The sequence below is a fragment of the Geomonas ferrireducens genome, from assembly GCF_004917065.1.
GTDB lineage: Bacteria > Desulfobacterota > Desulfuromonadia > Geobacterales > Geobacteraceae > Geomonas > Geomonas ferrireducens.
The window spans coordinates 412,861-435,630 of record NZ_SSYA01000001.1 but is presented as its reverse complement, the minus strand read 5'-3'; the positions used below and the strand labels follow the sequence as shown (position 1 = coordinate 435,630).

The 22,770-nt window shown below is 63.9% G+C and carries 19 protein-coding genes; 9 read left to right on the top strand and 10 right to left on the bottom strand.

Features of this window, described 5'->3' with window-relative positions:
• Positions 1 to 969, top strand: coding sequence for a polysaccharide deacetylase family protein (locus E8L22_RS01950; RefSeq protein WP_136523603.1), 969 nt, complete (start codon positions 1 to 3; stop codon positions 967 to 969).
• 91 nt (positions 970 to 1,060) lie between these two features.
• Complete coding sequence (locus tag E8L22_RS01945; protein WP_136523602.1) at positions 1,061 to 1,930, top strand: NlpC/P60 family protein; 870 nt, start codon at positions 1,061 to 1,063, stop codon at positions 1,928 to 1,930.
• On the opposite strand, the gene E8L22_RS01940 is transcribed toward E8L22_RS01945, so the two are convergent.
• Together E8L22_RS01940 and merA are read right to left on the bottom strand one after the other, a co-directional pair.
• Positions 1,927 to 2,958 (bottom strand): HD-GYP domain-containing protein, encoded by a 1,032-nt coding sequence (locus E8L22_RS01940; RefSeq protein WP_136523601.1) that lies wholly within the window; start codon positions 2,956 to 2,958, stop codon positions 1,927 to 1,929. The genes E8L22_RS01945 and E8L22_RS01940 overlap by 4 nt on opposite strands.
• Positions 2,959 to 3,096: 138 nt before the next feature.
• On the bottom strand, positions 3,097 to 4,503 hold the full coding sequence (gene merA, locus E8L22_RS01935) for a mercury(II) reductase (protein ID WP_136523600.1): 1,407 nt from the start codon (positions 4,501 to 4,503) through the stop codon (positions 3,097 to 3,099).
• Positions 4,504 to 4,764: 261 nt separating this feature from the next.
• Here merA and glyQ point away from each other — a divergent pair, with 261 nt between their 5' ends.
• The 5 genes from glyQ to E8L22_RS01910 all read left to right on the top strand — a co-directional run bounded on the left by glyQ (position 4,765) and on the right by E8L22_RS01910 (position 11,505).
• Positions 4,765 to 5,640, top strand: coding sequence for a glycine--tRNA ligase subunit alpha (gene glyQ / locus E8L22_RS01930; protein WP_129127418.1), 876 nt, complete (start codon positions 4,765 to 4,767; stop codon positions 5,638 to 5,640).
• The gene (glyS, locus tag E8L22_RS01925) at positions 5,640 to 7,703 is read left to right on the top strand and encodes a glycine--tRNA ligase subunit beta (RefSeq protein ID WP_136523599.1); all 2,064 of its coding nucleotides are present in this window, start codon (positions 5,640 to 5,642) and stop codon (positions 7,701 to 7,703) included. The genes glyQ and glyS overlap by 1 nt, the downstream gene beginning before the upstream one ends.
• Positions 7,704 to 7,886: 183 nt before the next feature.
• Positions 7,887 to 10,625 (top strand): pyruvate, phosphate dikinase, encoded by a 2,739-nt coding sequence (ppdK, locus tag E8L22_RS01920; RefSeq protein WP_136523598.1) that lies wholly within the window; start codon positions 7,887 to 7,889, stop codon positions 10,623 to 10,625.
• A gap of 156 nt (positions 10,626 to 10,781) precedes the next feature.
• Positions 10,782 to 10,982, top strand: a complete 201-nt coding sequence (locus E8L22_RS01915) for a cold-shock protein (protein WP_129127217.1) — start codon at positions 10,782 to 10,784, stop codon at positions 10,980 to 10,982.
• A gap of 73 nt (positions 10,983 to 11,055) precedes the next feature.
• The gene (locus E8L22_RS01910; protein ID WP_136523597.1) at positions 11,056 to 11,505 is read left to right on the top strand and encodes a YaaR family protein; all 450 of its coding nucleotides are present in this window, start codon (positions 11,056 to 11,058) and stop codon (positions 11,503 to 11,505) included.
• 234 nt (positions 11,506 to 11,739) lie between these two features.
• Here E8L22_RS01910 and E8L22_RS01905 read toward each other — a convergent pair whose 3' ends face one another.
• The 6 genes from E8L22_RS01905 to E8L22_RS01880 form a co-directional block, all read right to left on the bottom strand.
• A complete protein-coding gene (locus E8L22_RS01905; protein WP_136523596.1) occupies positions 11,740 to 12,396 on the bottom strand; it encodes a fumarylacetoacetate hydrolase family protein in 657 nt (218 codons plus the stop codon).
• 15 nt (positions 12,397 to 12,411) lie between these two features.
• Positions 12,412 to 13,365, bottom strand: coding sequence for a TIGR01212 family radical SAM protein (locus E8L22_RS01900; protein WP_136523595.1), 954 nt, complete (start codon positions 13,363 to 13,365; stop codon positions 12,412 to 12,414).
• A complete protein-coding gene (gene thiE, locus E8L22_RS01895; RefSeq protein ID WP_136523594.1) occupies positions 13,366 to 14,022 on the bottom strand; it encodes a thiamine phosphate synthase in 657 nt (218 codons plus the stop codon).
• Positions 14,019 to 14,801: a thiazole synthase gene (locus E8L22_RS01890; protein ID WP_136523593.1), complete on the bottom strand. Its 783-nt coding sequence runs from the start codon at positions 14,799 to 14,801 to the stop codon at positions 14,019 to 14,021. Before E8L22_RS01890 ends, thiE begins: the two co-directional genes overlap by 4 nt.
• A gap of 88 nt (positions 14,802 to 14,889) precedes the next feature.
• On the bottom strand, positions 14,890 to 15,099 hold the full coding sequence (thiS, locus tag E8L22_RS01885; RefSeq protein WP_136523592.1) for a sulfur carrier protein ThiS: 210 nt from the start codon (positions 15,097 to 15,099) through the stop codon (positions 14,890 to 14,892).
• 180 nt (positions 15,100 to 15,279) lie between these two features.
• Positions 15,280 to 16,896, bottom strand: a complete 1,617-nt coding sequence (locus tag E8L22_RS01880; protein ID WP_136523591.1) for a sensor histidine kinase — start codon at positions 16,894 to 16,896, stop codon at positions 15,280 to 15,282.
• A 327-nt stretch (positions 16,897 to 17,223) separates the two neighbouring features.
• Here E8L22_RS01880 and E8L22_RS01875 point away from each other — a divergent pair, with 327 nt between their 5' ends.
• Entirely contained in the window at positions 17,224 to 18,006 is a 783-nt protein-coding gene (locus E8L22_RS01875) for an IclR family transcriptional regulator (protein WP_136523590.1), read from the top strand.
• Positions 18,007 to 18,077: 71 nt separating this feature from the next.
• On the opposite strand, the gene coaE is transcribed toward E8L22_RS01875, so the two are convergent.
• The gene (gene coaE, locus E8L22_RS01870; protein ID WP_136523589.1) at positions 18,078 to 18,692 is read right to left on the bottom strand and encodes a dephospho-CoA kinase; all 615 of its coding nucleotides are present in this window, start codon (positions 18,690 to 18,692) and stop codon (positions 18,078 to 18,080) included.
• A gap of 11 nt (positions 18,693 to 18,703) precedes the next feature.
• Positions 18,704 to 20,341 (bottom strand): DUF342 domain-containing protein, encoded by a 1,638-nt coding sequence (locus tag E8L22_RS01865; protein WP_136523588.1) that lies wholly within the window; start codon positions 20,339 to 20,341, stop codon positions 18,704 to 18,706.
• Between the two features lie 382 nt (positions 20,342 to 20,723).
• On the opposite strand from E8L22_RS01865, the gene E8L22_RS01860 reads away from it, so the two are divergent.
• The gene (locus E8L22_RS01860) at positions 20,724 to 22,736 is read left to right on the top strand and encodes an FAD-dependent oxidoreductase (protein WP_136523587.1); all 2,013 of its coding nucleotides are present in this window, start codon (positions 20,724 to 20,726) and stop codon (positions 22,734 to 22,736) included.
• Positions 22,737 to 22,770 lie beyond the last annotated feature (34 nt).

The following is a 22,770-nucleotide window of genomic DNA, read 5'->3' as shown; positions in this document are numbered from 1 at the left end:
ATGTCGACCCGCAAGACAACATCAAGCCGTTTTGCGCCGCTACGTGTAGCGGCGCTTTGCTTTACGCTCATGATGCTCGCCGCCGCCTGCGCGACCGCCTCGGAAATCACCGGCTACCGCGTGATGCGCGAAGCGGTCACCGACCGCGCCGGGCGTGCGCTCTGGGCCGTTCGGGGCTTCAAGAAGGACGGCATGGAGCACCGGCTCGCGGTCGATGCGGAGAGCTTCGCAAGCTACGACCTTCCGGCCGCCCAGCTTTTTCCCGTCAAGGACGCCCCGGCCGACTCCTTTCGGCGCACGCGGCTTGGCCGGACGGTGTACCGTTACACCGCTCCCCCCTACCGGCTGCAAAACGGCGGCGCCACGCGCGCCGAGAGCGGCGCGGACGGCCTGTTTCTCACCGTCGACCTTTGCCCCTCGAAGCGTCCCTTCGAGCGCGAGCTTTTCGAGGCGGCGGAGGCGCTTGGGAAGGGGGCACCGGTCCCGGTCCCGGTCGCGGTCATGGTCTCGGGGCTGTGGCTTGCAAGCCACCCGGAAGAGGTCGCCTACCTGAAAGGGGAGGTCGCGGCGGGGCGGCTCGCCGTCACCTGGGTGAACCATTCCTGGCACCACCACTACGACGCCAAGGCGCCGCTGGCCGAAAACTTCCTCCTTGCCCCCGGCACGGACCTGACCGCCGAGGTGCTTCACGTTGAGGAACTCCTCCTCGCCCGGGATCTCGTCCCGTCCCCCTTCTTCCGTTTTCCCGGCCTCGTTTCGGACCGCGCCGTCATGGAGCGCCTGGGCGAGCTCTCCCTGGTGCCGATAGGTGCCGACGCCTGGCTCGCCAAGGGTGAGGAGCCGCGCCGCGGCAGCTTCGTCCTCGTGCACGGCAACGGCAACGAGCCGAAGGGGATCAGGCTCGCGCTGCCGCTTTTGAGGGAGAAAAAGCCGCGCCTGCTCCCCCTTGCCGAGGCCTTCGCCCGCTGAAATCCCGCTCTTTTCCCCTTTACGCCGCGCGGCGCGTGCCGCGTACCACCGGCTGCCGGCCGCGTGCCGCAGCATTTTGCCGAGGTGCGTCATGAAGCCTTTCTTTCTCGTCATCCTCACCCTCGTGGCGACTTTCGCCGTCACCGTCCCCGGGCACGCCGGGGCGGCCGAGCGACACGTCGTTGCCCTCTCTTATGCCCCTGTTCTGAACACCCCCGACTTCGCAGGTAGCTTCGGCGGTACTGCCCGTCTCGACCCCTGCCGCGGCGTGCGTCCCGTCGAGTTCATCGCCCTGCCGGGAACCCTCTTCACCGTGCACGGCGAGCTTACGCGCTCCGGTGTGAAAGTCCTGCGCGTCACCACCAACGACTACCCGTACCCCTCGAAGACCGGGCTCTTCGTGGACGAGCGCTTCGTGAAGCAGGCGAGCTGTCCCGTCACGGAGCGCAGCCGCCGTCTTCCGGCGCTGGAAGAGATCCAGAAACGGCTCCTCTCCGCGATGGGGAAGCCGTACGTCTGGGGCGGCAACGTGAAGGACGGCGTGCCGCTTTTAAGGAAGTATTACCCGCAGGGGGACCCGCTCTCCGGGGTGGACTGCTCGGGGCTTTTGTACGAGGCGACCGACGGCTTCACGCCGCGCAACACCTCGACGCTCACCTCCTACGGCAATGCGGTTGCGGTGGCGGGGCTTTCCGCTGAGGCGATCGCGAGAAAGCTCGAACCGCTCGACCTTTTGGTGTGGAAGGGGCACGTGATGATCGTGCTCGATGAAGATTCGGTGATCGAGAGCAGGATGGGGTGCGGCGGGAAGCAAAGCGGCGTCATGATGACGCCGAAGCTGGAACTCTTGAAGGGGATCATGAAGACGCGCAGGCCCGCGGACCGTTTCCCGGAGGGAAGCGCGGGCGACCGGGCCTTCGTGGTGCGCCGGTGGTTTCCCCGCGTGGGTGGGGGCGCTTAGGCGTGGGCGCTCTTGAGGCTTAAAGAGACGCCCTTTCTGGTGAGAAGCGGGATCTCCCCCTGCAGATCCTCGGAGGTGGGAAGGGAGCCTTCCGGCACCACGGTGAGGAAGACCTCCACGACCGCCGGATCGAGCGCCTCGCCGCTCATGGCGGCTACCATCTCGCGCGCCTTGGCGAGGGGGTAGCGCTTGCGGTAGGAACGGTCCATGGTGAGGGCGTCGTAGACGTCGGCGACCGAGACGATGCGCGCCTCGAGCGGAATCGCCTCGCCGGCGAGCCCCAGGGGGTAGCCGGTGCCGTCGTATTTCTCGTGGTGGTGGCGGATGATGTTGCGGGCTGCCTCGGAGAGCCTCGCCTTGTCAGCCAGGTCGGCGCCCCAGTCGGTGTGCATCTTCATGGTGGCGAACTCGGCGGCGTTCAGGCTGCCGCTGCCGTTCAGGATCACCTCGGAGACGCCGATCTTGCCGCAGTCGTGCAGCCAGCTGCCGTATTTGATCTGTCGCTGGGTCTCCTTGGAAAGTCCCATGGCATCGGCGATTAAGAGGGCGTACACGGCGACCCGGTCGCAGTGCCCCTTGGTGCTCGGGTCCTTGAGCTCGATGGTCTGGGCGAGGGAACGGAGCACTGCCTCGTCCTCGCGCCGCATGGAGCGCACGGTGCGGAAGCGCCTGAGTCCCTCCTGCACCACGTCCAGGATCTCCTGCTCCTTCCAGGGCTTTAAAAGGTAGCGGTACACCTCGGAGTTGTTGATGGCGGCGAGGGCGGTGGCGAGGTCGACGTAGGAGGAGATGAGCACCTTCACGGTATCCGGTGAGACGTGGCGCAGCTCGGTGAGAAAATCGAGCCCCGACATCCCGGGCATTTGGTTGTCCGATACCACCACCGCGATCTCGTGGTGCCGGAACAGCTCCAGCGCCTCCTCCGCGTTGCCGGCGGTGAGGAGGTCGATACCCTTCGACTTGAAGAGATCTACGGATGCCTGCAGGATCAATTTGTTGTCGTCCACGAACAGAATTTCAGCCGCCATCGGTGCTTCCCCTCGCTCATAACACGCGCATATCCGCGCAGATGCAGTTCCGACCTGAGGTCGTTCGCGCTGCATGGTATGCCTTCATGAATTACTTGTCAATTCTAATCTAATGTAGGAAAAAAGCGCAGGAAGCGGTCATTCGGCGCAGCAGGAGAGCTGGCTCAAGTCCCTCTTGAAGGCCTGGGCGCAGAGGCGCAAACCTTCCCCCATCGAAGGGTAGACGTGCAGGGTGTCGGCGAGCTCGGCGACGGTCATGCGGCAGCGTATGGCGAGCGCAGCCTCGTTGATGATGTCGGCGCCGCGGTGCAGGCAGAGGTGGACGCCTAGGATGCGGTCGGTCGCGCGGTCGGCGACGATCTTGACGGCGCCGTCGAGCGAACCGGTGACGTGGGCCTTGGGGATTGCCGAGGCGGGGATGGTCTGGCATTCGACGTCGAAGCCCGCCTTTTTCGCGGACTCCTCGCCGTGACCGACCATGGCGACTTCCGGGTCGGTGAAGATGGCCATCGGGAGGCTTTCGTAGTCGAGGGCGCAGTGGCAGCCGGCCTGCAGCATGTTTTCGACGGCGGCGATCCCCTCGCGGGCCCCGACCGTGGCGATCTGCATCCCGCCGGTCACGTCGCCGGCGGCCCAGACGCCTGGGGCGGTGGTGCGCATCTCGCGGTCCACCTTGATGAAGCCGCGCGCGTCCAGTTCCACCCCAGCCTGCTCCAAGCCGATCCCCTCGGTGGCGGGGGCGGTCCCGACCGCGATCAAGAGCTGCTGCGAGCGGAACTCGCGCGGCTCCCCGTCGACGAGCACCTCCACCCTCACCCCGTCGCCGTCCCTTGCCGTCGAGCAGACCGCGGCACCGACCACCACCTGCATCCCCTCGTTCTCAAGGGCCTTTTGCAGGGCAAGCGCAGGCTCTGCCTCGACGGCCGGCAGGACCCGGGAGCCGTGCTCCAGGATGGTGACCGGAACGCCCAGGCGCAGGAACATCTGCCCAAGCTCCAGGGCGATCACGCCGCCTCCGACGATGGTGAGGCTCTCCGGGAGCGATTTCAGCAACAGGGCACTCTTGCTGGTGAGATACGGGGTCTTCTCGAGGCCGGGGATCTTCGGGACGCGCGGGTGCCCCCCGGTGGCGATGAGGATGCGGTCGCTTTCGATGACCTGGTCTCCCACCTGGATGGTTCCCGGGGCGGTGAAAACGGCCTTTCCCTTCACCAGGGAGAGCTCGGGCAGCCGCTGCAAAACGTCGAGGTACTTCTCTTCCCGAAGCCTTTGCACCACGGCGAACTTGTGTCCGTCGAGGATCTGGTACTCCACGCCGTCCCGGTGCACGCCGAGGCCGAGCCGCTCGCCAAGCTGCGCCTCGTGCCGGAACAGGGCGCAGTGGATCAGGGTCTTCGAGGGGATGCACCCCCAATTTATGCAGGTACCCCCGAGGATGCTCTGCTCGATCATGATCGATTTGACCCCGTGCTCCTTCGCCCTGAGCGCCGCGGCGAACGCGGTGGAACCCGAGCCGACTATGACGATGGTATCGCTGTCTCTCACGTGAAGATCCCCCCCGATGAGTTTACCGTAAAGGGGTGACCGGTAAACAGAAGAATTCACCGGTTTTTTTCCGGCTCCCTTTCCCCGCCCCCCGTCGCACGTTTGCCGCAGCCCGGTTTTCCGCCCTTTTCCCGGTGATATTCCTTGACAGGGCGCTTGCCGCTGTTGTAATCTGGCGAGCCTAACTGTTTGGATACAGTAAACTTTTTTCTGCCAAAAGCTGCACCACTTGAAAATATTGTTTAGATCGGAGGCGGCGTGTTGACATTTCAGGATCTGATCCTCTCCCTGCAGGGGTATTGGGCAGGGCAGGGGTGCGTAATCCAGCAACCCTATGATACCGAGAAGGGGGCGGGCACCTTCAACCCCGCTACCTTCCTGCGCGTGCTCGGACCCGAACCGTGGAAGGTGGCTTACGTGGAGCCCTCCAGGCGTCCCACCGACGGGCGCTACGGCGAGAACCCGAACCGCCTGCAGCACTACTACCAATTCCAGGTGATCATGAAGCCCTCCCCCATGAATATCCTGGACCTCTACCTCGACTCCCTGCGCGCCTTCGGCATCGACCCGAACAAGCACGACATCCGCTTCGTCGAGGACGACTGGGAATCGCCGACCCTGGGTGCCTGGGGCCTTGGCTGGGAGGTCTGGCTGGACGGCATGGAGATTACCCAGTTCACCTACTTCCAGCAGGCAGGCGGCATCGACCTGAAACCGGTCTCCTCCGAGATCACCTACGGCTGCGAGAGGATCGCCATGTACCTGCAGGGGGTGGACAACGTCTACGACCTCGAGTGGGTCAAGGGGGTCAAGTACGGCGACATCCACCACGAAAGCGAGGTGGAGTTCTCCACCTACAACTTCGAAGAGGCCGACGTCGACATGCTCCTCTCCCTGTTCAAGATGTACGAGAAGGAGTGCATCCGCCTGGTCGATAAGGGGCTCGTGCTACCGGCCTACGACTACGTCATGAAGTGTTCCCACACCTTCAACCTCCTGGACGCCCGCGGCGCCATCTCGGTCACCGAGCGCGCCTCCTACATCGGCAAGGTGAGGAACGTCGCGCGTCTTTGCGCCGAAGGTTACCTGCAGATGCGCGAGCGGCTCGGCTTCCCGCTCCTTAAAGGAGGTCGCTAATGGCAAAGGATCTGTTCCTCGAGATAGGATGCGAGGAGGTTCCCGCCGGCTTCGTCCCCAAGGCGATGGCCGACATGGAAGCCCTCATGAAACGCGAGCTGGAAACGGCCCGCATCGAGTACGGCGAGATCGTGACGCTTGGTACCCCGCGCCGCCTGGTGCTCGCGGTGAAGGGGATGGCCGAGCGCCAGCCCGACGCCGAGCTGACCGCGATGGGGCCGGCGAAAAGCGCCGCCTACGACGCCGACGGCAACCCGACCAAGGCGGCCCAGGGCTTCGCCCGAGGACAGGGTATGGACGTCGCCGACCTCAAGGTGGTCATGACAGCTAAGGGTGAGTACCTCGCCGCGGTGAAAAGCGAGGTGGGGCGCGACACCGCCGAGCTCCTCCCCGAGATGCTCCCGCGCATGATCGGCGCCATCCCGTTCAAGAAATCGATGCGCTGGGCCGATTTCGACGTCCGCTTCGCCCGTCCGATCCACTGGATCGTGGCGCTCTTCGACGGCGTCGTCGTTCCCTTCTCCTTCGGCAACATCGAAAGCGGCAGCGCCTCGCGCGGGCACCGCTTCATGGCCAACACCACCTTCCCGGTGCGCGACCTCGCGAGCTACCTCGAGGAGTGCGAGCGCCACTTCGTGATCCCGGACCCCGAGAAGAGAAAGGCGATCATCCGCCAGGAGATCGAGCGCGTGGCGCGCCAGGCGAAGGGGAACGTCCTCGCCGACGAGGCGCTCCTCGAGCAGGTCGCCTTCCTGGTCGAGTACCCCTCCGCGGTGCACGGCACCTTCTCGCCGGACTTCCTCGTCGTGCCGCGCGAGGTGCTCATCACCTCGATGCGCGAGCACCAGCGCTACTTCTCGCTGGTCGACGACCAGGGGAAACTCCTGCCCGGCTTCATCACCATCAACAACACCCTCACCGAGGATCCCTCCGTGGTGGTCAAAGGGAACGAGCGCGTGCTTCGCGCCCGTCTTTCCGACGCCCGCTTCTTCTTCGACGAGGACCACAAGGTTAAACTCGAGTCCCGCGTGGAGTCGCTCAAAAGCGTCGTGTACCAGGCGAAGCTCGGCACCTCCTACGAGAAGATGGAGCGTTTCCGCGAGCTGGCCAAGGGGCTCGCTGGACGTCACAACCCCGCCGTTGCCGACAAGGCAGCCCGCGCCGCCACGCTTTGCAAGGCGGACCTCGTCTCCGGCATGGTCGGTGAGTTTCCCGAGGTGCAGGGGATCATGGGGCGCGAGTACGCCCTGCATGACGGCGAGGACGCGGCGGTAGCCAACGCCATCGCCGAGCACTATCTCCCGACCCAGGCCGGAGGCGAGCTTCCCGCCTCAGACATCGGCGCCTTCGTTTCGCTCGCCGACAAGGTCGACACCATCTGCGGCTGTTTCAGCGTCGGTCTCATCCCGACCGGCTCCGCCGACCCCTACGCGCTGCGCCGCTCCGCGCTCGGGATCATCAACATCATCCTGGAGAAGCAGTACCGCGAGCCGCTCTCCGGCCTGATCCGTGCTTCCCTGGACCTCCTCGCCGCGAAGGCGACCCGCCCGGTCGAGGACGTCTACCGCGACGTGCTGGAGTTCTTCCGCGGCCGTTTCGTGAACCTCATGGCGGACCGCTACCCCTCCGATGTGGTGGAGGCGGTGGTCTCGGTCTCCTTCGACGACCTGGTCGAGGCGGCCGCCAAGATCGAGGCCCTTGCGGGCTTCAGAAAGCGCGAGGACTTCAGCGCGCTCGCCGTCGCCTTCAAGCGCGTCTGCAACATCGTGAAGGAGGGGGTGGACACCCCGGTGGACGCAGCACTCTTCCAGGAGGATGCCGAAGGCGGTCTCTTCCAGGCGCAGCAGGCGGTGAAAGGGAAGGTGGAGGCCGCCGTGGAGCGCGCCGACTACCTCTCCGCCCTCACCGAGATCGCCACCTTGAAACCCGCCGTGGACCTCTTCTTCGACAAGGTGATGGTCATGGCCGAGGACGAGCGGGTGCGGCAAAACCGCCTGGCCCTGCTCACCTCGATCGCAAGGCTCTTCGGTCGCCTCGCCGACTTCGCGAGGTTATCGGCATGATGAGACTGCGACAGCCGGAACCGGGATGCCAAAACCTCGGGAAGGGCGCCGCAGCGATAACACGAATATCTGACGCTCACGTAAACAGCCGTCCGGGTGGAACTCCCGGCGGCTGTTGCCTTTTTCGGTTTATGTGTATACTTTAAGCTCCAAATTAATTAACAAACTGTAAGGAGGGTGCACATGGGAACGCAGTACGTTTACTTCTTCGGCGCGGGCAAGGCTGACGGCAACGCCAAAATGAAAGAGCTCCTGGGGGGCAAGGGGGCGAACCTGGCCGAGATGACCGCAATCGGTCTCCCCGTCCCGGCGGGCTTCACCATCACCACGGAGGTCTGCACCGAGTACTACAAGAACAACCAGCAGTACCCGGCCCCGCTCGCCGCCGAGGTCGAGGCGAACCTCGCTCGTGTGGAAGCTCTCATGGGCAAGAAGTTCGGTGACGCCAAGAACCCGCTCCTCGTCTCGGTCCGCTCCGGCGCCCGCGCTTCCATGCCGGGGATGATGGACACCATCCTGAACCTGGGGTTGAACGACACCACGGTGCAGGGGATCATCGCCCAGTCCGGCGACGAGCGTTTCGCCTATGACGCCTACCGCCGTTTCGTGCAGATGTACTCCGACGTCGTCATGGGGATGCACAAGGACGAGCTTGAGCACCTTCTCGAGCGCAAGAAGGATGCGCGCGGCGTGCACCTCGACACCGAGCTTGCCGCGGCCGACTGGAAGGAGCTCGTCTCCGAGTTCAAGGCAAAGATCAAGGCGACCCTTGGTGTGGACTTCCCCGAGGACCCGAAGGAGCAGCTCTGGGGCGCCATCGGCGCCGTGTTCGGCTCCTGGATGAACCAGCGCGCCATCACCTACCGGAAACTGAACAACATCCCCGCCGAGTGGGGGACCGCGGTCAACGTGCAGTCCATGGTCTTCGGCAACATGGGGGATGACTGCGCAACTGGCGTCGCCTTCACCCGCGACCCCTCCACCGGTGAGAACTACTTCTACGGCGAGTATCTGGTGAATGCGCAGGGCGAGGATGTCGTTGCCGGCATCCGCACCCCGCAGCCGATCAACCGCGCCAAGTACAAGCCGGGCGACCTCCCCTCCATGGAGGAGGTGCTCCCCGAGTGCTACCAGCAGCTCGTGCAGATCCGCGACATCCTGGAGCGTCACTACAAGGACATGCAGGACATCGAGTTCACCATCGAGAAGGGGATCCTCTACATGCTGCAGTGCAGAAGCGGCAAGAGGACGGCGAAGGCCGCCATCAAGATCGCGGTGGACATGGTGGCAGAGGGGCTCATCGACGAGAAGACCGCCGTGCTGCGCGTGGCCCCCTCCCAGCTCGACCAGCTCCTGCACCCCTCCCTCGACCCCAAAGCCGAGAAGAAGGTGATCGCCAAGGGGCTCCCGGCCTCCCCGGGTGCTGCCGCCGGTGAGGTGGTCTTCACCGCCGACGAGGCGGAGAGCGCGGCGAAGCTCGGTCACAAGGTGATCCTGGTGCGCGTCGAGACCTCCCCCGAGGACATCCACGGCATGCACGCGGCGCAGGGTATCCTCACCGCCCGCGGCGGCATGACCTCGCACGCGGCGGTGGTCGCCCGCGGCATGGGCAAGTGCTGCGTCGCCGGCTGCGGCGACATCAAGGTCGACTACCACGCCGGCCAGTTCGTCGCGAAGGACGGCACCGTCATCAAGAAGGGTGACGTGATCACCCTGGACGGCTCCACCGGCGAGGTGATGAAGGGTTCGGTTCCCATGGTCGCGGCCGGGGTCGGGGGCGACTTCGCCACGGTCATGGCCTGGGTGGACAAGTTCCGCAGGATGAAGGTGCGCGCGAACGCCGACACCCCGCACGACGCGAAGACCGCACGCGACTTCGGCGCCGAAGGTATCGGCCTTTGCCGTACCGAGCATATGTTCTTCGAGGCGGACCGCATCGCCGCGGTGCGCGAGATGATCCTTTCCGCCGACCTCGAGGGGAGGAAGAAGGCGCTCGCCAAGATCCTCCCGATGCAGAAGGGTGACTTCAAGGGGCTTTTCCGCGAGATGAAGGGGCTCCCGGTCACCATCCGCCTCCTCGACCCGCCGCTGCACGAGTTTCTCCCCCAGGAGGACAAGGACATCGACGCGCTCTCCGCTACCATGGGCGTGTCGGCGCAGACCCTGAAGCACAAGGTCGAGTTCCTGCACGAGTTCAACCCGATGCTCGGCCACCGCGGCTGCCGCCTCGGGGTCACCTTCCCCGAGATCTACGACATGCAGGTGCAGGCGATCATGGAGGCGGCCTGCGAGCTGGTGAAGGACGAAGGGTTCCAGATCGTACCCGAGATCATGATCCCGCTCGTCGCGGTGACGAAGGAACTCTCCATCATGCGCGCCAACGCGGTTGCCGTCTGCGAGGACGTGCAGAAGCGCTACGGCGTCAAGGTCGACTACCTGATCGGGACCATGATCGAGCTGCCGCGCGCCGCCATCACCGCGGACAGCATCGCAACCGAGGCTGACTTCTTCTCCTTCGGTACCAACGACCTGACCCAGACCACCTTCGGCCTTTCCCGCGACGACGCCGGCAAGTTCCTCCCCTTCTACGTGGAGAACGGCATCCTCGAGGACGACCCGTTCGTCACCCTCGACCAAAACGGCGTAGGCGCGCTGGTGCGCATGGGTTGCGAGAAGGGACGCTTGACGCGCCCTAAAATCAAGCTCGGCATCTGCGGCGAACATGGCGGCGACCCCGCCTCGGTCATCTTCTGCGACTCGGTCGGGCTCGACTACGTCTCCTGCTCGCCGTTCCGGGTGCCCATCGCGCGCCTGGCCGCTGCCCACGCCACGCTGAACGCGCAGGCGGCCGCTCCCGCTGCCAAGGGTGCCGCAGCGGGAAAGGGGAGTGACGCCCAGCAGCAGCCCGTGGCAGGAGCCTAGTCCGGCAGGCACCACGGCAGGGACGTCGCAACCGCGCCGGAAACCTTGACATGCTGAAGGTAAACGTGTAATAGCCGATAACGCGTCCATGACGCGAGACGGGGGCGGCCGGCAACGGCCGCCGACAAAAACGAAGGCAGTACCAGGAGAAAGAGAATGGCAAAAGGTGTAGTGAAGTGGTTCAACGACGCGAAGGGGTTTGGGTTCATCGAGCAGGAAAACGGGGGGGACGTGTTCGTGCATTTCTCGTCCATCCAGGGGGACGGCTTCAAGTCCCTCGCCGAAGGTGACTCGGTGACCTTCGACGTGGTCCAGGGCGCCAAAGGGCCCCAGGCCGCCAACGTGGTCAGGAACTAGGCTCGCCTTTGTCCTTGATCGGGCCCCGACGATCTCGTCGGGGCCTTTTTAATGTCCGTCAGGACGGTGTCCCATGCGTATCAACGAAAAATCCGACTCCCGCTCCATAGCAAAGAAGGAAAAAGGGACCCCCGCGAAGGGGGTGGCGGCCCCGGGCGCCCCCCTGTTTGCCGGTCGGCTCGCCGCGGTCACCAAGGCGAACTCCGACTACTCCGGCGAGTTGCAGCGCCTGAAGGAGGAGATCGACCGGGCCGGGGACATCCTCGAGCAGGAGCCGACCATCGCCAACTTCAAGGCGTTTCGCGAGCTCCTTGGCACCATGGCGCGCAAGGTTTCCGCCGAGGCGTACCGGATGGAACTTCTGGGGGGCGGGGTGACCGGGCGCAGCCACGAGGTGATCAGCGTGATCGACAAGGAGGCCGACCTCCTCTACCACCTGGTCATGCGCGAGCAGAAGGACCACATCCGCATCGTCGCCCAGATCGTGAAGATAAAGGGGCTCGTCGTCGACTTCCTCCTCTAGCGGAGCTTTTCGAATTAAAAAGGGGGACCGGTTAGCCGGTCCCCCTTTTCGTTACTCACACTCGCATCCGCATCCCTTGGAGCCGTCGGGGCTCAGCGGGAGTCGTTTGCCGCACTTCTGGCACCGCCAGAAGAGGCCCCCTCAGCCGGGCATCAGGATCATGAGCCCCTGGCAGTCGGGGCAGCTTTTCTCGTTGGTCATCTCTTGACCCTCCTTTTCATTGAACATCAACTGTCAGCGGACCGAGACCTCGATCCGCCCCACGCCGCCGATTTCGGCGACCACGCGGTCCCCGCTTTTCACCGGGCCGACACCGGCCGGCGTGCCGGTAAGCACGAGGTCCCCCGGCTCCAGGGTGAAGACCGAGGAGAGGTAGCAAAGAAGCTCCGGGATGCGGTGGATCATCAGGTCGGTGCCGCCGTCCTGGCGCTTCTCGCCGTTCACGGTGAGGGTGATGCGCAGGGCCTGCGGATCGGATACTGCCCCGGCCGGGACGAAGGAGGAGAGGGGGCAGGCGGTGTCGAACCCTTTGGCGATGTCCCAGGGAAGCCCCTTCTTCTTGAGCTCCGCCTGCACGTCCCTGAGCGTCAGGTCGATGGCGACGCCGTAACCCGCGACGTGTGAGAGCGCGTCAGCGGCCGCGATCTCCTTCCCCTTTTTCCCGATGAGGAGCGCCAACTCCGCCTCGTGGTGGCAGTCGCCGGAGTAGGGGGGGATGACGATCTCCTCACCCTCGCCGATGACGCTGGAGGCGGGCTTGGTGAAGATGACCGGGCGCTCCGGCGTCTCGTTCCCCAGCTCCTTTATGTGATCCGCATAGTTGCGCCCGATGCAGAGGATCTTGCCGATCCTGACCGGCTCCGCGCTTCCCTTCACTTGTACGCTTTTCATGATTCTCCCGTTGCCCTAGGCCGCACGGACCGCACGGTCGAGCCGGCATCCCTGCCAGCTACCCCGCCGCTTGAGCTCGTTCAGCACGGCATACCACATCTCGTTGTTCTTGAGGTTCCAGTTCGGCGCCACCCGGATGGAAAGCGGTGCCGAGCCGTAGAGGCGCTGCACCGAGACCCGCGCGGGGAGCTCCTCCAGGAAGTCGCAGGCGGCGGCGATGTACTCGTCGACGCCGATCGGCTGCCAGCTCCCGTCGCGGTACATCTGGGCAAGCCGCGTGTTCTCGACGGCATGGAGCTGGTGCAGCTTCACCGAGGTGACCGGGAGCCCGGCGATGAGCCGCGCCGTCTTAAGGAACCCCTCCCGGGTCTCCCCGGGAAAGCCGTGGATCAGGTGCGTGCAGATCTCCATGCCGCGGCCGGAGAGGCGCTCCACCGCGTTTAAGTACTCGGCCAGGGTGTGCCCCCGGTTGATGCGCGCGAGGATGCCGTCGTCCATCGACTGAAGCCCCAGTTCGACGCAGACGTAGCGGTCCCGCGCGATCTCGGTCAAAAGGTCGATCGCCCCCGGCGCCAGCGAGTCCGGCCGCGTCCCCACCGAGATGCCGAGCACGTCAGGGTGGTCGAGGGCGCGCCGGTAAAGGTCGGCCAGCCGCTCCACCGGCGCGTAGGTGTTGGTGAACTTCTGGAAGTAGACGATGAACTTCTCGCTCCCGAGGCGCTCTCTATGGTACGCCATCCCCGCAGCCATCTGCTCCTCGATCGGGATCACCGCGACCGTCTCCTTCGGCGAGAAGGAGCTGTTGTCACAGTAGATGCACCCGCCGGTGCCCCGGCTGCCGTCCCGGTTGGGGCAGGTGAAACCGCCGTCCACGTTCACCTTGCTGACGCGGCAGGAGAAGCGGCGTCTAAGGTAAGAGCCGTAGGAGTTTATGCGCAGGTCGCTATGGATCAGTTCGCTCGTGGTCATCTAGTCGTTGTGCTCCAGTGTGGGGAGCTGTGCCAGCAGTTTCTTTGCGGCGTCGCGCGGCTCGGGTGCCGACAGGATCGCGGAGATGAGGGCGATGCCGTGGACGCCGCAGGCCACCGCCTCGGCGCAGTTCTCCTGGTTCACCCCCCCGAGGGCGAAGACCGGGATCTGCAACAGCTCAGCCACGTGCGCGAGCTTTTGCACCCCGACCGGCTCGCCGTACTCCGCCTTGCTCGGCGTGTAAAAGACCGGGCCGAAGGTGATGAAGTCGGCCCCCATCTCCTGTGCGGTGATCGCCTGGGTCTGGTTGTGGCAGGAGACGCCGATCAGCCGGCGCTCCCCTATAAGCCTCCGCACCTTGTAAAGCGGCAGGCTCGAACTCCCTATGTGGACCCCGTCGGCGTCGACGGCCAGGGCCACGTCGGTGCGGTCGTTGATGAAAAGCTTGGCGCCGTAGCGCGAGGTGAGACGCCTCAGTTCATGCGCGGTCTCGTACAGCTCCTTGCTGCTGGCCCCCTTGTCCCTTAACTGCACGGCGCGCACGCCGCCGCGCAGCGCCTCCTCGACGACGAACTCGAGGTTGCGCCCCAGGGTCTCCCCGCGCCCGGTGATCAGGTACAGGTTGAAGTCGATCCAGGGGGAGTGGAGTTCTCTCACGAGATGAGACCCGCAAGCGGCGACGAGGCGCTCGCGTAGAGCTTCCTCGGGATGCGTCCCGCCTTGTAAGCGAGGCGCCCGGCACGGACGGCGAGGTTCATCGCCAGCGCCATGGCGACCGGATCCTGGGCACCGGCGATCGCGGTGTTCATGAGCACGCCGTCGCAGCCAAGCTCCATGGCGATGGCCGCGTCGGAGGCGGTGCCGACACCGGCATCGACGATAACGGGAACCTTCACCGTCTCCAGGATGATCTGGATGTTGTAAGGGTTCCGGATGCCGAGTCCCGAGCCGATCGGAGCGCCCAGCGGCATGACCGCGGCGCACCCCATATCCTCGAGGCGCTTGCAGACTATGGGGTCGTCGCTCGTGTAGGGGAGCACGGTGAACCCTTCGGCGATGAGAACCTTCGCCGCCTTCAGGAGTTCCTCGTTGTTCGGGTAGAGGGTCTTCTCGTCCCCGAGTACCTCGAGTTTCACGAAGTCGGAGAGGCCGGCCTCGCGGGCGAGCCTGCAGGTCCTGATGGCATCCTCGGCGGTGTAGCACCCCGCGGTGTTCGGCAGGAGGGTATATTTCTTAAGATCGATATGGTCAAGGAGGGACTCCTTGGCCCGGTCCGTGATGTTGACGCGTCTCACCGCGACGGTGATGATCTGGGCGCCGGAGACCTCGATGGCGCGCACCATCTGCTGGAAGTCGGCGTACTTGCCGGTCCCCACCATGAGGCGGGAGTCGAATTCACGTCCTGCGATGACGAGCTTGTCGTTTGATTCGGGCATCACTGTTCTCCAATCGGTGTATCGCGTTGGTCGGCTCCGGTCGCTCGCCGCCAGGCGAAGCGCGGAGGAAAGAGGCCGTGGTGCTGGATCAGGCGCGCGCGGCCCCGCCGCCTACGAAGTGGACTATCTCCAGGGTGTCCCCGTCCTTCAGCTGCGTGGTCTCGTATTGCGCCTTCGGGAGGATCTCGAGGTTCAGCTCTACCGCAACCCGCCGCGGGTCGATGCCGAGGGAGACCAGGTATTCCTGAATGGTAAGGGGATTAATCGATACGGCCTCGCCGTTGGTGGTGATGTTCACTGCTGCTCCGTCTTTAAGCGTGGGGTTCGATGCTGCCGGTGTGGTGGGGCAAAAAGCTGGGTCCGGGGATGCCCCGACCGTAAACTAGCAATACGGCCTCTCCCTGTCAATCGTTTTCTTCCGCGCAGTTGCGGCCGGAAGGGGGCGTTTTGCGGGGGATGTAGCGGATTTGTATACGGCTTAGGCCGGGGCGGAGTATTCGGCGCCCGCGTCATCGGGAGCCGGCAGGGAAGGGCTCGGGGCAGGGTGCAGCGGCAGCAGTACGGTGAAGGTGGTCCCAACCCCCTCCTGGCTCTCCACTTCGATCCTTCCCCCGTGCTCCTGGACGATGCCGTAAGAGACGGAGAGGCCGAGCCCGGTTCCCTTGCTCGACTTGGTGCTGAAGAAGGGGTCGAAGATCTTGTCCAGGTTCGCCTCCGGGATGCCGCAGCCGTTGTCGGTGATCTTCACGGAGGCGGTCTCCGTTTTCTGGTCGAACCCGGTCACCACGATGAGCATCCCTTCCCCCATCATGGCGTGTCCCGCGTTGACGAACATGTTGACCAGGACCTGTTCGATCTGGTTCGAGTCGAGGTGCAGCGCGGGGAGCCTCCCGGCGTATTGCCGTACGATGGTGACGTCCTGGAACAGGATCTGGTGCCGGACCAGCTCGAGCGCGGCGTCGGAGATGTCGTTCAGGGAACAGGGGGCCTTCTGGGGCGGGGCGCAGCGGGCGAACTCGAGAAGCCCCTTGACGATGTCGGCGCAGCGCTTGGTCTCCCGCAGGACCGTCTCGATGTCGCGTTTGAGTGCCGGGTCGAGGGTCGGCGCGCTCTGGATCAGGGAGGAGAACACCATGATCCCGGTGAGCGGGTTGTTGATCTCGTGCGCGATCCCCGCCACCAGCTCCCCCAGTGAGGCGAGCTTTTCCGAGCGGATCAGCTGCGCCTGCATGCGGGTCACCTCGAGGGTGCGCTGCTGCACCATCTGCTCCAGGTCGCGTCCCCACCCCTCGAGCTCCTCACGCGCCTTCTTCAGGTTGAGCGTCATCGCGTTGAAGGAGTCGGCGAGCTCGCCAAGCTCGTCGTTGGCGAAGCTGGGCACCGAGCCGTCCAGCTCCCCCCTTGAGAGCATGTGGGTGTGTTTCAGGAGTTCGCGCACCGGTCGGTTCACCAGCTTCTGGGTGAAGAAGGTGAGGCTGATCGAGGTGAGTGTAATGAGGAGCAGGGTGAGGAACAGCATGCGGTCGCGGTAGGCGACGATCAGGGAGTGCATCCGGTCAAGGGGCACGACCACGTCGAGCACTCCGAGTACCTTGAGCTTTTCGGGGTGGAAGTGGCAGCTTGCCGTGTAGCAGCTCTCCTCGTTGTAGATGGCGTTGGTGATGCCAAGGAACTCCTCTCCGGAAGGGGCGTAGAAGCGGCGGCTGCGGTGCATGGAGGAAGCGGTGAGCAAGAGCTGCGGGCCGCCGTGGCACACGCCGCAAACCTCGGAGTACTTGCTGAGCACGGTGCCGATTTCCGCGTCGTCGGTGGAAAAGATGATGCGGCCGGTCTTGTTGATGAGGCGGATCCTCTCCACCCCCTGCTGAGCGCCCAGCTCCTGTATCGTCTTGTAGAACAGCGGCCGGTCATCCCTGAGCATCTGGTTGTGCGTGGTCCGGATGATCGTTTCGGAGACGCGATCCGCCTCGGCGATGGCCTCCTGCAGTAGGAGCCCCTTAAGACTTCTCAGATTAAGATAGGCGAAGAGGGCGATGGTGCAAAGGAGCACGAGGCCGGAAGCGAGGGCAAGCTTGGAAATGAGGTTGAGGCGCACGTTCCCCCTCCGCCGGCGTGACGGCCCCCAGGGGGGCGCCGGGTAGTCAAGATGCCAGTACATCGTTAGTTTTTTGGGGCTTGACTTCTTTAGAACATAATTCTATATTTTGGCTACAAACAATCCCTGAGGGGCTCATTTTCCCCTGTATGACGGGACTCTTTGTTTTAACCCGGTGTCATACGATCCATGATGCGCGGTTTGGGATACGGCGAGTTTAAACACATTAAAAGGGTTTATCAAGCGATTAATTTTCTTGACACGGCTGGTCAAATGGCCTAGTTACTATTGTTTGAAATTTTTTTGACATAAGAATAGGTGCAGCCAATGGCGAAAAAAGAGAAATCAGAGTACATCATCCAGGCCGTCTCGCATGCCCTCGACCTCCTGGAACAGTTTCACGACGAGGTGGACGAGCTGGGGGTAACCGAGCTCTCCAAGCGGCTGAAACTCCACAAAAACAACGTTTTTAGGCTCCTGGCGACCCTTGAGTCCAGGAACTATATAGAGCAGAACAGGGTAACCGAGAATTACCGGCTGGGGCTCAAGACACTCGAGCTCGGGCAGACCTTCATTAAGCAGATGGGGCTTTTGCGCCAGTCCCGCCCGGTACTCGAGGCGCTGGTTAAGGAGTGCAACGAGACTACCTACGTCGCCATCCTTAAGGAGTTCCACATCGTTTACCTCGACGTGGTCGAGACCGACCTGACGGTTCGGGTCGTGCCGCGCGTCGGCGCCCGTCTTCCGGCCTACTGCACCGCGGCCGGCAAGGTCCAGATCGCCTACATGGCCGACGAGGAGCTTGAGAATTACCTGCCGACCAAGGAGATGAAGCGCTATACCCAGAAGACGGTCACCGACCGCGAGGAGCTCAAGAAGCACCTGAAGGTGATCGCCGACCAGGGGTACGCCATCGACGACGAGGAGATGGATGTCGGGGTGAAATGCGTCGGCGCACCGATCCGCGACTACACCCGCCGCATCATCGGCGCGGTCAGCATCTCCGGTCCCTCGATGCGCTTCAATGACGAGCGCATGGAAAAGGAACTCATCCCGCTGGTGATCAAGGCGGGCGAGGAGATCTCCCACAAGCTCGGCTACCACAAGTAGCCGTACATACCCCGAACGAAAAAAAGGCCCCGTCACCATGGGGCCTTTTTCATTTCAGGGACGTGGAGCCCCTACCGGTGCTCCGCTTCCCGGTGCGCTATCTCTTTCTCCCACAGCCTCAGTACCTGGGCCTCCAGCTCTTCCCTGCTTCCCCGGTTGTCGATGACGATCCTGCCGAGTTTCTTCTTCTCTTCCATGGGCATCTGCGACGCGATGCGCGATAGTGCCGCCTCGCGGGAAAGGCCGTCCCGCTCCACGAGCCGCTCCAACTGGGTCTCCCGGTCGAGGTATACCACCCAGACCTCGTGCACGCGGGAGGTGATCCCCGCCTCGATGAGAAGCGGGGCAACGTAAAACGCGGTCGCCGTTCCCGCCTCCCTGAGCCTTTGCAGCTTTTCTTCTGCGAGTTTTCTTATCGCGGGGTGGGTGATCCCCTCCAGGATGCGACGGGCCGCCGGATCGGCGAACACCACCGCCCCCAGTTCGGTCCGGTTCAGGGTGCCGTCCGGATTCAGGACCTTGGCGCCGAAGGCGTCGACGATGCGGGCCAGCCCTTCCGTCCCAGGTTCCACCACTTCCCGCGCCAGTTGGTCCGCGTCGATCACCGGCGCCCCCAGCTTCTCGAAGAGACGGGCGACGGTGGTCTTGCCAGAGGCGATCCCCCCGGTGAGTCCTATGATACGCATGCTGCTCCTTTTCAGTAGGTGATCCCATCCTCCCCGAGGGTGAAGGTCGGGGAGGTGAGGTCCTCCTCGATCTGGGTGACGCTCGAGCCGATCCTGATCTGCGCGCCGAGGAAGGCATCCCGCTCCACCTCCACGCGCGCCTGTGCGTTTATCTCCATCCGTTTTTGCAAACGCTTTTTCTCGCCGGTCAGCTCGGCGATCTCGCCTTGGTATTTCGTATAGATCCGCTGTTTCAGATTGAAAAGCCCCGGGTCCATGCTCCCCGGATTTTCCTGGACGTAGGCTATGGTCTTCGTCAGTTCATCCATCTGGCGCTGCTTTCCCGCCAGGGTTTCCTGCACCATTTCCAGTTTGCGGTTGAGGGCCGGGTCGACGCCGACCTCTATCACGGTGGGCACTCCAGCGTGCGAACCGATTACCACGGCGTGGACGAGGGTGGCTGCGCGGCAAAGCCCGCCGATGATGTGTCCCTTGCGCCCCCCACGCTCGCCGACCAGGATGCTTCCGCCGGAGGTGAGATCGCTCTGCATGGCGAGTTCGCCTATGGTGATGTCGCCGCCGGCGGTGATGGCGGCGTTCTCGGCGAACTGCACCGTCACCGCCCCCCCCGCCTCGAGCTGGGCCATTTCCTGCCGGCTGACCATCCTCCCCTGAACGGCGTGGCCGTGCCCGATGACACCTCCCTGTACCACGATGTCCCCTCCGGCCTTGAGCCTTGCCGCTTCGACAAGCCCCCCCACGGTGATGTTTTCCGTGGCGGCGACCTCCATCCCCTCGGAGACATCGCCGGAAATCTCCAAGGAGCCCTTGAAGTGGAGGTTTCCCGTGGAGAGGTCGACGCGTTTCAACTTGAAGACAGGGTCCACGATGACCCCGTGCGGTACGATGACCGGGTATCCGGAAATGGCGGCGACGAGTAGGTCGCCGTCTTCGACGTCGCAGGCGATGCCGGTCAGGTTTTCGGCGAAGGGGATGTCGACGCCGTCGGTGGCGGGAAGTTCCACCCCCAGCAGATTCACCCCTGGGGTCCCCTGGGTGGGCCGGGTCCTGCGCATAACTGGGTCGCCCAGGCCAACGCTGACGATGTCTCCAAGGTTTCGGTAGTCAGCGGTCTCATCGTCGGACAGCAGTGGTACCTGCTCGGCCATCTCGGGAATGAGGCTGATGAACTGGCTGTCTTCACCGGGTACGGGCGGGGTCCCCTGGGCGATGACGAGCCGGGATGCCTTGCCGGCCGCCAGGGCGCCCCTGATCTCGTCGTAGAGGATGCCGCAGACCACCCCGAGCCGGGACAGCTCCTTCTCGACCTCTTCGAAGGTGATGGTTCGGCCGCCGCAGGCTGGCTGTATCGTCATAGTCGCTGTCATGGCGTCGTCGGAGAGCTGGACCGCGAGCGTGGCATCGCGCCTTTCGCCTATGCGCTGCGTGAAGCCAAGCGGGGTCACGGCGCATTTTTGCAGCAGCTGTTCCAGCGCCTCAGGGGGGACGAAGAGCTCGCCGAAACCTAGCTCGATAAGCGCCTCCTGCAGCTGGCTTACCTCGAGGGCGCGACGTTGGACGAGCGGGGTGAACTGCGCCTGGAGCGACTGCCCGTCCGGGGTGAGCTGGAGGGTTAGGCCGGTGCCGTCGAGCAAATGGTTCTTCTCCATGAACGCCTCCCGAAGACGCCCAGTGCGTATTCATGGGCGCTTTGCCATTATTATCGGCGCAGCCGGGCAAAAGTTGAGTCTTCTTGATGCGGCGCCGGCAGCACGGGGTGTGGTACTCGGTGCGGACGGGGCGATGTTAGGGGGGAACGGAGATAAAAACAACCATTAATTGCAGCCATGCATGCGCTCACCCTTCGGGGCGAGGCGTCGCTTTGTATACGACGTACAGCGGCGATAATCCGAATGATTTTTCGCTTGATTAGAGCAGAGTGATGTGGTAAAAACTGGATACTGTATACAATGTGACCGGCAAAATTTACTTAATAAATGTAAATATTTAGCCGATAAAGCGGCAGATTTTACAGCTATTTCGGAGGCCTAAGTGGCAGAGGTGGTTTTTTCCAGCTGGGGCAGAAACATAGTTGACAACCGCAAGGGTGGCGAGAAGAAGGACCTGTCCTTCAAGCTGCCTGCCACCTACGATGGCGAGCGCCCCCTTTCGGCTTTCATCGGGTGGGACGGGATCATCCTGTACAACAAGGATGTCGACATCCCGGCCATGGTTACCGAGTACATGAAGCGGGTGCAGACGAAGTACGTCTGCGGCAAGTGCACCCCGGGCAAGAAGGGGACCCGCGTCATCATGGACGCCCTCGCCGGCATTCTCGAGGGGCGCGGCAGTGAGGAGGACCTCGACACCATCCTCGACGTCGGGAGCGTGCTCGCCCATTGCAAGTGCACCCTCTGTCCGAGCTCCTCGGTGCCGGTGATCGACGCGGTCACCCACTTCCGCGATGCCTTCGTCAACTATATCCGCGGCGCGAAGAGCCTCTCCTCCGAATTCCGTTACATCGAGAAGTACACCGCCCCCTGCATGGACAAGTGTCCGGCCCACATCGACATCCCGACCTACATCGAGGCGGTGAAGGACTACCGCTTCGGCGATTCGCTCGCCACGATCCGCGAATCGATGCCGCTTCCTTCGGTCTGCGGGCGCGTATGCCCGCATCCGTGCGAGACCGCCTGCCGCAGGAAAAACGTCGACGAGCCGATCAACATCATGGTTCTCAAGCGCAGCGCCTCCGACTACGAGTGGCAGCACGGCCATCTCCCCCCCATGGTACCGGCGGAGAAGAAGTCCAAGAAGGTCGCCGTCGTGGGTGCCGGTCCTGCCGGCCTCGCCGCGGCCTACTACCTGGCGCTTGAAGGGTACCCGGTCACCATCTACGAGGCGCTCCCGCTCGGTGGCGGCATGGTCGCCGTCGGCATCCCGCCGTACCGGCAGCCGCGTCACCTTTTGCAGCGCGACATCGACATCATCGCGGCGCTCGGCGTCGAGATCGTCTACAACACGCGGGTCGGCAAGGACGTCACCCTCGACGAGCTGAGGCAGAAGTTCGACGCCGTCTTCCTGGCGCCGGGCGCGCACCGCTCAAAGCCGATGGGGGTCGAGGGCGAGGACAAAGGTTACAAAGGCTTCTTGACCGGCGGTATCGACTTCCTGAGAAACGTCTACCTCGGCCTTCCCACAGGGATGGGCAAGAAGGTCTTCGTGGTCGGCGGCGGCAACACCGCCATCGACTGCGTCAGGGTTGCGCTGCGCGAGGGGGCCGAGGAGTCGGTGCTCGTCTACCGCCGCTCCCGCAAAGAGATGCCGGCGGACGTCTGGGAGGTCGACGGGGCGGACGAGGAAGGGGTGCGTTTCGAGTTCCAGGTGCTCCCGACCAAAGTCATCGCCAACGAACAGAACGAGGTCACCGGCGTCGAGCTGATCAGGATGGCGCTGGGCGAGCCGGACGCCTCTGGGCGTCGCCGTCCCGAGCCGGTGCCGGGCTCCGAGTTCGTCATCGAGTGCGACACCATCATCCCGGCCATCGGTCAGGATGCCGACCTCTCCTTCATCCCGGCCGATGCGGGGATCGACACCACCAAGTGGAGCACCATCGTCACCAAGTACGTTCCGCTCAAGGGGCACGACGGCAAGGACCTGAAAGACGGCATGGGGAACATGCTTTCCAGGACCCTCATCACCGACTGCGGCGGCGTCTTCGCCGGGGGCGACGCCGAGATCGGCCCGCTCACCGTCGTGGCCTGCATCGGCTCCGGTCACCGCGCTGCCAAGGTGATCCAGCGCTACCTCGAAGGTAAAGGGGTAGAGCTTACCGACGACGAGAGGATGGAGGACATCCTCACCTACTTCGGCGTCTACGACAAGAACGAGGACGTGCAGTGGCTCGATTCCGCTTCCCGCGCGCACCAGAAGGAAGTGCACGGGAAGCAGAGGGCTAGCTACAAGAACTACTGCGAGGTGGAACTCGGCTACGCCAACAGCCAGGCGGTGCGGGAGGCCGAAAGGTGCCTGCGTTGCTACCGAGTCGCCATGGTGGCCGTCTAGGCGACACGCCGGCCCCGACCTAGTTGAATTCATT

What these genes read in the sequence shown, in the direction of transcription:
- E8L22_RS01900 (WP_136523595.1), bottom strand. Translation starts at nt 13,365, where the DNA reads ATGACCACGAGCGAACTGATCCATAGCGACCTGCGCATAAACTCCTAC.
- ppdK (WP_136523598.1), top strand. Translation starts at nt 7,887, where the DNA reads ATGGGAACGCAGTACGTTTACTTCTTCGGCGCGGGCAAGGCTGACGGC.
- E8L22_RS01865 (WP_136523588.1), bottom strand. Translation starts at nt 20,341, where the DNA reads ATGGAGAAGAACCATTTGCTCGACGGCACCGGCCTAACCCTCCAGCTC.
- glyS (WP_136523599.1), top strand. Translation starts at nt 5,640, where the DNA reads ATGGCAAAGGATCTGTTCCTCGAGATAGGATGCGAGGAGGTTCCCGCC.
- E8L22_RS01915 (WP_129127217.1), top strand. Translation starts at nt 10,782, where the DNA reads ATGGCAAAAGGTGTAGTGAAGTGGTTCAACGACGCGAAGGGGTTTGGG.
- E8L22_RS01940 (WP_136523601.1), bottom strand. Translation starts at nt 2,958, where the DNA reads ATGGCGGCTGAAATTCTGTTCGTGGACGACAACAAATTGATCCTGCAG.
- E8L22_RS01950 (WP_136523603.1), top strand. Translation starts at nt 1, where the DNA reads ATGTCGACCCGCAAGACAACATCAAGCCGTTTTGCGCCGCTACGTGTA.
- E8L22_RS01890 (WP_136523593.1), bottom strand. Translation starts at nt 14,801, where the DNA reads ATGCCCGAATCAAACGACAAGCTCGTCATCGCAGGACGTGAATTCGAC.
- coaE (WP_136523589.1), bottom strand. Translation starts at nt 18,692, where the DNA reads ATGCGTATCATAGGACTCACCGGGGGGATCGCCTCTGGCAAGACCACC.
- E8L22_RS01875 (WP_136523590.1), top strand. Translation starts at nt 17,224, where the DNA reads ATGGCGAAAAAAGAGAAATCAGAGTACATCATCCAGGCCGTCTCGCAT.
- E8L22_RS01910 (WP_136523597.1), top strand. Translation starts at nt 11,056, where the DNA reads ATGCGTATCAACGAAAAATCCGACTCCCGCTCCATAGCAAAGAAGGAA.
- E8L22_RS01945 (WP_136523602.1), top strand. Translation starts at nt 1,061, where the DNA reads ATGAAGCCTTTCTTTCTCGTCATCCTCACCCTCGTGGCGACTTTCGCC.
- E8L22_RS01905 (WP_136523596.1), bottom strand. Translation starts at nt 12,396, where the DNA reads ATGAAAAGCGTACAAGTGAAGGGAAGCGCGGAGCCGGTCAGGATCGGC.